Annotated in this window: 6 protein-coding genes; 1 reads left to right on the top strand and 5 read right to left on the bottom strand. The window is 67.4% G+C overall.

All coding sequences use genetic code 11. The features are described from left to right. The 5 genes from ACZ499_RS11795 to ngcE all read right to left on the bottom strand — a co-directional run. A partial coding sequence (locus tag ACZ499_RS11795; RefSeq protein ID WP_385539274.1) for a substrate-binding domain-containing protein occupies nucleotides 1-380 on the bottom strand: 380 nt, incomplete at its 3' end. A gap of 120 nt (nucleotides 381-500) precedes the next feature. Next, a complete protein-coding gene (locus ACZ499_RS11790; RefSeq protein ID WP_468674063.1) occupies nucleotides 501-1,700 on the bottom strand; it encodes an ROK family transcriptional regulator in 1,200 nt (399 codons plus the stop codon). A 217-nt stretch (nucleotides 1,701-1,917) separates the two neighbouring features. Continuing rightward, on the bottom strand, nucleotides 1,918-2,832 hold the full coding sequence (locus ACZ499_RS11785; RefSeq protein ID WP_385539278.1) for a carbohydrate ABC transporter permease: 915 nt from the start codon (nucleotides 2,830-2,832) through the stop codon (nucleotides 1,918-1,920). Further along, on the bottom strand, nucleotides 2,829-3,755 hold the full coding sequence (locus ACZ499_RS11780; RefSeq protein WP_385539279.1) for a carbohydrate ABC transporter permease: 927 nt from the start codon (nucleotides 3,753-3,755) through the stop codon (nucleotides 2,829-2,831). Before ACZ499_RS11780 ends, ACZ499_RS11785 begins: the two co-directional genes overlap by 4 nt. Nucleotides 3,756-3,813: 58 nt before the next feature. Continuing rightward, on the bottom strand, nucleotides 3,814-5,265 hold the full coding sequence (gene ngcE, locus ACZ499_RS11775; RefSeq protein WP_468674057.1) for an N-acetylglucosamine/diacetylchitobiose ABC transporter substrate-binding protein: 1,452 nt from the start codon (nucleotides 5,263-5,265) through the stop codon (nucleotides 3,814-3,816). A 528-nt stretch (nucleotides 5,266-5,793) separates the two neighbouring features. Between ngcE and ACZ499_RS11770 the strand changes: the two genes are divergently transcribed. Continuing rightward, nucleotides 5,794-9,645: a GH92 family glycosyl hydrolase gene (locus tag ACZ499_RS11770; protein WP_468674056.1), complete on the top strand. Its 3,852-nt coding sequence runs from the start codon at nucleotides 5,794-5,796 to the stop codon at nucleotides 9,643-9,645. Nucleotides 9,646-9,703 lie beyond the last annotated feature (58 nt).

Here is a 9,703-nt window from a genome sequence, read left to right as displayed (position 1 = left end):
TTGGCCTTCTTGATCGCGCCCGCGATCGCCTTCGAGTCCACCGCGTCCACGATCAGCGCGTCGACCTTGTTGGTGATCATCGTGTCGACCTGCTGCGTCTGCGTCGTCGCGTCCTGCTTGGCGTTCGCGTAGACGATCTTGCCCTTGCCGTTGGTCAGCTCGCTGACCTTCTTCTCGATGAGCGGCTTGTCGAACTTCTCGTAACGCGCGGTCTGGTTCTCCGGCAGGAGCAGACCGATCTTGATCGCGTCGCCCTTCTTGGAGCCGGTCGACTCCTTGGTCTTGTCGCCCGACTCCTTGGCGCTTCCACAGGCGGCGAGAGAGACAGCCATTGCGGTGGCGGCCACGGCCACGGCGGCACGACGCATACGCGTGTTCATTCTGGAACCTCCCTGACGAGGCCGCGACGTTGCGGCCGAGGTGGCTGGAAGTCAACTCGGCTGGGGGGCCACCGTCAAGGAGTAAATCCTTAACGAGATGACAACGGTGCCATCCGTTATCTAAGTGAAGGCAGGAGCCCCGGCAGGGAGAGCACTCTCCAACAGGGTCGAATCGCCCATTTCACTCAGTACCAGAGCCAGCGCGCCGAGCACCTCGGCGCGGCCGCCCAGGGCGCCCGGAAGGACCGAAAGCTGGCGCGCCGCACTGGGGATGGCGTACCGCGACACGGAGTCCCTGATGGGCCCCAGGACCAGCTCCCCGGCCTCCGCCAGATCGCCGCCGAGCACCACCCGGCTGGGGTTGAGCAGATTGCAGAGGTTGGCGACACCGCTGCCGATGTGGCGGCCCACGTCCGCGATGACCCGGCGGCACCCCGGGTCGCCCTCGCGGGCCAGCTGGACCACGCGTTCCATGGTCAGATCGACCCCGTGGCTGGACTGGAGCAGCGGCAGCACGTACCGGGCGGCCGTGAAGGTCTCCAGGCAGCCCCGGTTGCCGCAGCGGCACACCGGGCCGGACTCGTCCAGGGTGATGTGCCCGATCTCGCCGGCCGTGCCGCCCGGGCCCCGGTAGATCTGCCCATCGATCACCAGACCGGCGCCGACACCGCTCGCCACCTTGATGTACGCCAGGTCCTTGACCCCGCGCCCGCTGCCCCACACCAGCTCGCCCAGCGCGCCCAGGTTGGCGTCGTTGTCGACGTACACCGGCACGCCCAGGCGCCCGGAGAGCTCCTCGCGGGGGTTGATGCCGGTCCAGCCCGGCAGGATGGCCGTGGAGCCCAGCGTTCCGGACTCCATGTCGATGGGTCCAGGCACGCCCAGGCCCACCCCGATGACCTTGTCCGGGCCGATGCCGGTGGCCGCGATCAGCCGTGTGACCAGCTGTTCCGCCCGGCCGAAGCCCTGCGCGGAGGAGGCGTCGACGTCGAGCGGCTCGGCCTCCTCGGCGAGCACCTGGTGGGCCAGGTTGCCGACCGCGACGCGCAGATGGGTGTGGCCGAAGTCGACGCCGATGACGATGCCCGCGGAGCCGCTGAGCGAGACGCTGCGGGCTCGGCGGCCGCCCGCCGAGGTGGGCGTGACCTCGACGGTTCCGGCGTCCTTCAGTTCACGAACGATATTGGAGACCGTGGCTGCGGAGAGCCCCGTGGTCCTGGCGATCTCGGCCTGGGTGAGCGAGCCCGCCATGCGCACCGCGCGTACGACCCGCTCCAGATTGGCCCGGTGCAATGACGTCTGCGACCCCGGAGTCTCCATCGACTCATCCACTCCTGCCGTAGGCAGGCGGCACGACGGCCGCCCCCGCACGAGGCCGCAGCCTTGAGGCCCCGCCCTATCTCCAACATGTGAACTCTAAGCTGAGCCTTTCGGGTTGTCTCCCGTCAAGACCTGAGCAGTGGGACATAGCACGGGACCGCCCGTCGGCGTGTCGCCGACGGGCGGTCCCGTGGTGGATACGGAGCGTGACGTACCGCTATTTGAGCGCTCCCGCGGTGAGTCCCGCGACGACCTGGCGCTGGAAGACGATGTACGCGGCGAGCACCGGCAGCATCGCCATCACCAGGCCCGCCATGAGGCCGGACCAGTCGCCCTTGTACCCCTGGCTGGTCGCGAGCTCGACCAGGCCCTGGGAGAGCACCCGCTTGTCCGGGTCCGTGTTGAGCACCGTCGGCAGCATGTACTGGTTCCACTGCCCCAGGAAGTTGAAGATGCCCACGCTGATCAGACCCGGACGGGCCATCGGCAGCATCACCTGGAAGAACGTACGGGTGTGGGAGGCGCCGTCGATCATCGCCGCCTCGGCGACCGAGGTGGGGAGCGTCCGGAAGAACGAGGTGAGGAAGAAGACCGTGAACGGCAGCGAGTACGCGATGTAGACCAGGATCAGGCCGTGGGTCGTGTTCAGCAGGCTCAGGTTGTTCATCACGTAGAACAGCGGCACCAGGGCCAGCATGATCGGGAAACTCATCCCGCCGATGAACAGGTAGTAGATGAACCGGTTCCCTGGGAAGTCGAAGCGCGCCAGTACGTACGCGGCCATCGAGCCGAGCAGCAGCGTGCCGATGAGCGAGCCGCCCACCACCAGGATGGTGTTGACGAAGTAGTCGCTCATATGGGCCTGGGTCCAGGCCCGCGACCAGTTGTCGAAGTGCAGCTTGTCCGGGAGCGCCCAGGGGGTGGACAGGATCGAGTTGTCGTCCTTGAAGGACGCCATGACCGCCCAGAGCAGCGGGATGACGACCATGAACGCCCAGAGGACGAGCACGCCGTGCGAGAAGACGTTGAGGACGACGCCCTCGCTCTTCTTCTCCTTCTTCGCGGGCGCCGCCTGCTTGGCCACGGGCGGGCGCTCCTCGGCGAGGTCGGCGGGTGAGGTGTCAGTGGTCATGAGAACTCCAGCCGCTCGCGCCGGCCCAGTCGCATCACGACCGCCGCGAACAGCAGCGTGACGACGAGCAGCGCGACACCGATCGTGGTCGCGTATCCGGCCTGACCGTCGCGGAACGCCGACTGATAGACGTAGAGCGGCAGGACCGTGGTCGAGTAGTCGGGGCCGCCCGGGCCCACCGTCATGATCTGCACGGAGGCGAACGCCTCGGCGCCGAGGGCGAGGATGCCCATGTAGACCCAGCCGGACTGCACGGTGTCCCAGAGCAGCGGCAGCGTGATCCTGAAGAACGTGGTGAAGCGGCTGGCCCCGTCGAGCAGCGCCGCCTCGTAGAAGTCCCTGGGGATCGACGCCATCCCGGCCGAGAACAGGACGACGAAGAATCCGACCGTGGACCAGACGAGCACGGCCATCACGCAGTACAGCGCCAGATCCGGGTCGCCGAGCCAGTTCGGCTGGACGCTTCCGAGACCGACCCCCTTGAGCGCGGAGTTGATCACGCCGTTGTTGGGGTTGTACGCGAACTGGAAGAGCAGGGCGACGATCGCGATCGAGAGCACCTGCGGAAAGAAGTACGCGATTTTATAGAAGCCGGAGCCGCGCACTCCGGTAATGGCGGCGCCCTTTCGGCGGCGCCCCCCGACATTGAGCATGAAGGCGAAGAACAGCGCGAGACCCAGCGTCACCAGCGGCAGCAGCAGGACGAACAGCAGACTGTGCTGCAACGACTTCCAGAAGATGTCGTCGTCGAACATCCGCTTGTAGTTGTCGAAGCCGACCATCTTGAAGTCCGGGCTCAGACCGGTCCAGTCCGTGAACGAGTAGTAGATGGACTGGATGAACGGCCAGATGACGAAGAGTGAGTACAACGCCAGTGGGAGTACCAGAAATCCCACGATGAACCGGTACTTGCCGTGTTGCATGGTTACCGACCCCGATCTTGTAGCGGGTGCCGCCGCTGGTGACGCTTGACCACTGCCGCTACTTCTTGTGCTTGTAGTGCTTGATGTTCTGGTCCTGGGCGGCCTTGTCGGCGTAACCCTGGATCTTCTTGATGGTTTCGGCCGGGGTGGCGCGGCCGGCCATCATCTCACCGAGACCGGCGACACCGATCTGCTCCTTCTGGAGCTTTACGTACCAGTCCTGGAGCCGCGGGTTGACGACGTTGGTGCCGGCCTTCTTCAGCGCGTCGACACCGGACTGCAGGGCCGTCGACAGGGACAGGCCGTCGGTGCCGCCGTTGAAGGCGGAGAGCGACTTCACCTGGGTGGTGAAGTTCTTCGAGGAGGCCTCACTGAGCATGATGCGCAGCTGCTCCATGCCGCCGGTCGGGTTCTTCGCCTTGGCCGGGACGATGAACGGCTCGCCGCCGGACGCCCAGATGGTGCCGAACGGCATCTTGTCGCTGCCGTCCAGGCTGGAAGGCGCGCCCACCATCATCTTGAAGTCCTTGGGCGTGGTGGGAGCGGCCTCGTTCTCCACCCAGGAGCCGTTCGGGATGAACAGCGCCTGCCCCTTGGTCCAGGCGGTCTGTGACTGGATGTGGGTCATGCCCGGGGTGCCCTGGAGGATGTAGCCCTTCTTGAAGAGCTCGTAGTACGCCTCGAACGCGGCCTTGACCGCCGGGTGCTCCCAGGCCTTCGGCTCCAGGTTGTCGATGGAGTCGAGGACCTCCTTGCCGCCGATCTTGGCGATGAAGGGGTAGAGCGAGAACGGCAGGTAGTACGGGTACTTGCCCGGGTACGTCCAGCCCGCGATGCCCTGCTTCTTGGCCTTCTCGCACAGGGCGAGCATCTCGTCCCAGGTCTCCGGGTACTTCGCGTCGAGCTTGTCGAGCGCGGTCTGCGAGTACCAGACGCCGTAGACCGTGTACGCGTAGTAGAAGACCCACACCGGGTCGCCGTCGAACTGGCCCATCTCGACGATGCCGGGCCGCAGCGTGTCGCGGACCTTCTTGCCCGGGTCGTCGATGGACGGCGCGTCCAGGAGCGGGGTCAGATCGGTGAGCTGGCTCTTTCCGACCAGGACGCCCATGTCCATCTGCTCGGCGCCCGAGTTGTCGATCAGGTCCGGCGGGGTGCCGCCGTTGAACTTGGGCTGGAGCTCCGACTGGATCTTCTGGGTCTTGTGGAAGCTGATCTTCGCCTTCGGGAACGCCTTCTCATAGACGGCGTTCGCGTCGGTGGCGTACTTGGTGCCGAAACCGCCGTCGAAGATGACGACGTCGAGAGGGGCCGACTCATTCACCGCGAGCGGGTTCTTGTCGGACTTGGTGCCCTTCTCGACCTTCTTGTCGCTGCCGCTGTCGCCGCTCGCGCAGGCGGACAGGAAGCCCATCGCCGGAACGGTGATCAGACCGAGCGCCGCGGACCGCTTGATCAGATCGCGACGGCCCAGGCCCTCATTGCTGTCGTGGGCGGAGGTGGATCCCATGCTCAAGTCCTCGCCTTCTCCAGGACTCAGGCGGTGTACCGGTCGCCCGTACCAAATCGCCTGCAGGCGAAGGGCCCCGCCACCGCGGTCAGTTGTGCTGAAGCTTGGGTAGTGCAGGGTACGCAGCGGATACGCCGGATTTGCGGAGGATGACGTGCCGTTGCTTCCCCGACGTCCCCCGTCCCCCGAGCCCGCCGGTTTCCCGGCGGAGCGGACGCCGACAGGTATAGTCCACTTTCCGTCAACTGAGCAAGATCGAAAGCACGGTTGGACGGCATCCTTTCCCGAGTTGAGACCTCTTGGATATCTGATCGCGGAGCGCGGTGGGCCGGACCCCCGCGACACTCTCGCGGCGCGCCGGAACGCCCAGGCCATTCCCCCTCAACACCCTTGACACCACCTACGACTTGCCTTCCTACTGGATCCTGCATTTTCTCTCTGACAACGTTGTCCAGATCGTATGACCGGTGCGCACGGGCCTCGGCCGGGCGTCGTCGTGTCACGCGCCCGCCAAGGGAAAGGCCCCCTATGCTGCCCAGATCCCGGCTCCGACAAGGGCCGGCGGCCGCCCTCGCGGCGGCCTCCTTCCTGCTCGTGGTGACGGCCCAGTGGGCCGCGTCGGCCCAGGTGGCCTCGGCACAACCCGCCTCCGGCGGCCAGGAGTTCCGCACCTCGTTCGAAACCGGCCAGCCGCAGCCGGACTGGCGCAACACCGTGGATACGGGCCCGGACGGGCACAAACGCGCCTCCGGCGTCGACGGCGGATTCACCAGCGGCATACCGGGCAATGTCACCGACAAGGTGACGGCGGTGCGGGCGAGCGCCGAGAACGACGGCTCGGGCGAGGTGAAGGAGAACCTCGTCGACGGCCAGCCGAGCACCAAATGGCTCGCTTTCCAGCCGACCGCCTGGCTGGAATTCGATCTCGACAGCCCGGTCAAGGTCGTCACCTACGCGCTGACCTCGGCCAATGACGCGGCGCCCCGCGACCCCAAGGACTGGACGCTGAAGGGCTCGGCGGACGGCAGCACCTGGACGACGTTGGACACCCGCTCGGGTGAAACGTTTCCCTCGCGCTTCCAGACCAGGACGTACGACTTCGCGGGCTCCACGGCGTACGCGCACTACCGTCTGGAGATCACCCGCAACGGCGGAGCCGACATCACCCAGCTGGCCGATGTGCAGTTCTCCGACGGAGACACCAGCACCCCGGTTCCGGAGGACATGCGGACGCAGCCGGACCGCGGGCCCGGCGGTTCACCCACCGCCAAGGCCAACGCGGGATTCACCGGAAAGAGGGCCCTGCGTTACGCCGGTACGCACAAGGCGGACGGGCGTGCCTACTCGTACAACAAGATCTTCGACGTGGACACCCGGATCGGCCGGGACACCGTGCTCGACTACAAGATCTTCCCGTCGATGCCGGAGACCGACCTCGGCTACCCCGCCACGAACGTGTCGGTGGACCTCGCCTTCACCGACGGCACCTATCTGAGCGACCTGAAGGCGGTCGACTCGCACGGCGGTCTGCTCACCCCGCAGGGCCAGGGCGCGGCGAAGACGCTCTACGTCAACCAGTGGAACCAGGTGTCCTCGCGCATCGGAGCGGTGGCCGCGGGCAAGACGGCGGACCGGATCCTGGTGGCGTACGACTCGCCCAAGGGCCCGGCGAAGTTCCAGGGCTGGATCGACGACCTCGCGCTCGCCCCGAAGAAGCCGGAGAAGCGCCTGGCCCACCTCGCCGACTACGCGCTCACCACCCGGGGAACCAACTCCAGCGGCTCCTTCTCGCGCGGCAACACCTTCCCGGCGACGGCCGTCCCCAACGGGTTCAACTTCTGGACCCCGGTGACCAACGCGGGCTCGCAGGACTGGCTGTACGACTACGCGCGGCGCAACAACGCGGACAACCTGCCCACCCTCCAGGCGTTCTCGGCCAGCCACGAGCCGAGCCCCTGGATGGGCGACCGGCAGACCTTCCAGCTGATGCCGTCGGCAGCCACAGGCACCCCGGACGCCTCGCGCGCCGCACGCGGGCTGCCGTTCCGGCACGAGAACGAGACCGCGAAGCCGTACTACTACGGCGTCACCTTCGAGAACGGCCTCAAGGCCGAGATGGCGCCCACCGACCACGCCGCGACCATGCGGTTCACCTATCCCGGTGACGACGCGAGCGTGCTCCTCGACAACGTCAACAACAACGGCGGCCTCACCCTGGACCCGGCGGCCTCCTCCTTCACCGGCTACTCCGACGTCAAGAGCGGCCTCTCACAGGGCGCCACCCGGCTCTTTGTGTACGGCGTCTTCGACGCTCCGGCCACCGCGGGCGGCAAGCTGCCCGGAGGCGGCGGTGCGGACGTCACCGGCTATCTGCGCCTCAAGCCCGGCAAGGACCGCACGGTCACCCTGCGGCTGGCCACTTCACTCATCAGTGTGGACCAGGCGAAGGCGAACCTCGCCGCGGAGATCCCGGCGGGCACGTCCTTCGAGCGCGTACGGGACCGGGCGCGCCAGGCCTGGGACCGGATCCTGGGCCGGGTCGAGGTCGAGGGCGCGAGCCACGACCAGCTGACGACCCTGTACTCCTCGCTGTACCGGCTCTACCTCTACCCGAACTCCGGCTTCGAGAAGGTCGGGTCGAAGTACCAGTACGCCAGCCCCTTCTCCCCCGGCACCGGCCAGGACACCACGACGCACACCGGCGCGAAGATCGTCGACGGCAAGGTGTACGTCAACAACGGCTTCTGGGACACCTACCGGACGACCTGGCCCGCGTACTCACTGCTCACTCCGGCGCGGGCCGGCGAGATGGTCGACGGGTTCGTCCAGCAGTACAAGGACGGCGGCTGGATCTCGCGGTGGTCCTCGCCCGGCTACGCGGACCTGATGACCGGGACCAGTTCGGACGTGGCGTTCGCCGACGCGTATGTGAAGGGCGTGAAGTTCGACGGCGAGGCCGCCTACGAGGCCGCGCTGAAGAACGCGACCGTCGCCCCGCCGGCCGCGGGGGTCGGCCGCAAGGGCATGGACACCTCGCCCTTCCTCGGGTACACCCCGACCTCCACGCACGAGGGCCTGTCCTGGTCGCTTGAGGGCTACCTCAACGACTACGGCCTGGCGAAGATGGGCGAGGCGCTCTACAAGAAGACCGGCAAGTCCCGCTACAAGGAGGAGTCGGCGTACTTCCTCGGCCGCGCCCGGAACTACGTGAAGCTCTTCGACCCGAAGGCGGCGAGCGCCGGGGCCGGTGCGCCCGGCTTCTTCCAGGGCCGCGACGCCAAGGGCGGCCGGCGGGTGCCGAGCGACACGTACGACCCGCGGGTATGGGGGTACGACTACACCGAGACCAACGGCTGGGGCTACGCGTTCACCGCCCCGCAGGACTCGCGCGGCCTCGCCAACCTCTACGGCGGGCGCGCCGGTCTGGCGAAGAAGCTCGACGCGTTCTTCGCGACCCCGGAGACGGCCTCACCCGACTTCGCCGGTTCGTACGGCAGCGTCATCCACGAGATGACGGAGGCGCGTGACGTCCGGATGGGCATGTACGGCCACTCCAACCAGGTCGGCCACCACGTGACGTACATGTACGACGCGGCCGAGCAGCCCTGGAAGACGCAGGAGAAGGTCCGCGAGGTCATGAACCGCCTCTACACGGGCAGCGAGATCGGCCAGGGCTACCACGGCGACGAGGACAACGGCGAGCAGTCGGCCTGGTACCTGTTCTCCGCGCTCGGGTTCTATCCGCTGGTCATGGGCAGCGGCGAGTACGCCATCGGCTCGCCCCAGTTCACCAAGGCGACGGTGCACCTGGAGAACGGCCGCGACCTCGTGGTCAAGGCTCCGAGGAACAGCTCCCGCAACCTCTACGTCCAGTCGCTCAAGGTGAACGGCAAGGCCTGGAACTCCACCGCGCTCCCCCACTCCCTGCTGGCGCGGGGCGGCACGCTGGACTTCGCGATGGGGCCGCGTCCGTCGGCCTGGGGCACGGGCGAGAAGGCGGCGCCGGTGTCGATCACGCGCGACGACAAGGTGCCCACGCCGCCGGCCGACGCGATCTCGGGCAGCGGCCCGCTGTTCGACGACACCTCGACGACGGCGGGCACGTTCGACTCCGTCGAGCTGCCGGTGGCGTCGTCCACGCGCGCGTTGCAGTACACCCTGACGTCCTCGGACCGCGCGAAGGCCCCCAAGGGGTGGACTCTCCAAGGGTCTTCGGACGGGACGAAGTGGGTCGATCTGGACAAGCGGTCCGGTGAGTCGTTCGCCTGGGACAAGCAGACCCGGGTGTTCGGCGTGACCAGGCCCGGCTCGTACGGGCACTACCGGCTGGTGCCGACGGGCGGACCGGCGACGCTGGCGGAGATCGAGTTGCTGCGCTGACGGCCCCAGCGGGCGGGCGGCCGTATCGAGTTGGCCGCTTTTACCTCAAGCCGATTGA

This window comes from Streptomyces sp. NPDC031265 (assembly GCF_055570295.1).
The sequence above is the reverse complement of the archived record's forward strand: the minus strand, read 5'-3'. Positions and strand labels throughout refer to the sequence as shown.

Bases quoted from the DNA above. Each gene is read 5' to 3' on its own strand.
- ACZ499_RS11780 (WP_385539279.1), bottom strand. From the start codon at position 3,755: ATGCAACACGGCAAGTACCGGTTCATCGTGGGATTTCTGGTACTCCCA.
- ngcE (WP_468674057.1), bottom strand. From the start codon at position 5,265: ATGGGATCCACCTCCGCCCACGACAGCAATGAGGGCCTGGGCCGTCGC.
- ACZ499_RS11785 (WP_385539278.1), bottom strand. From the start codon at position 2,832: ATGACCACTGACACCTCACCCGCCGACCTCGCCGAGGAGCGCCCGCCC.
- ACZ499_RS11770 (WP_468674056.1), top strand. From the start codon at position 5,794: ATGCTGCCCAGATCCCGGCTCCGACAAGGGCCGGCGGCCGCCCTCGCG.
- ACZ499_RS11790 (WP_468674063.1), bottom strand. From the start codon at position 1,700: ATGGAGACTCCGGGGTCGCAGACGTCATTGCACCGGGCCAATCTGGAG.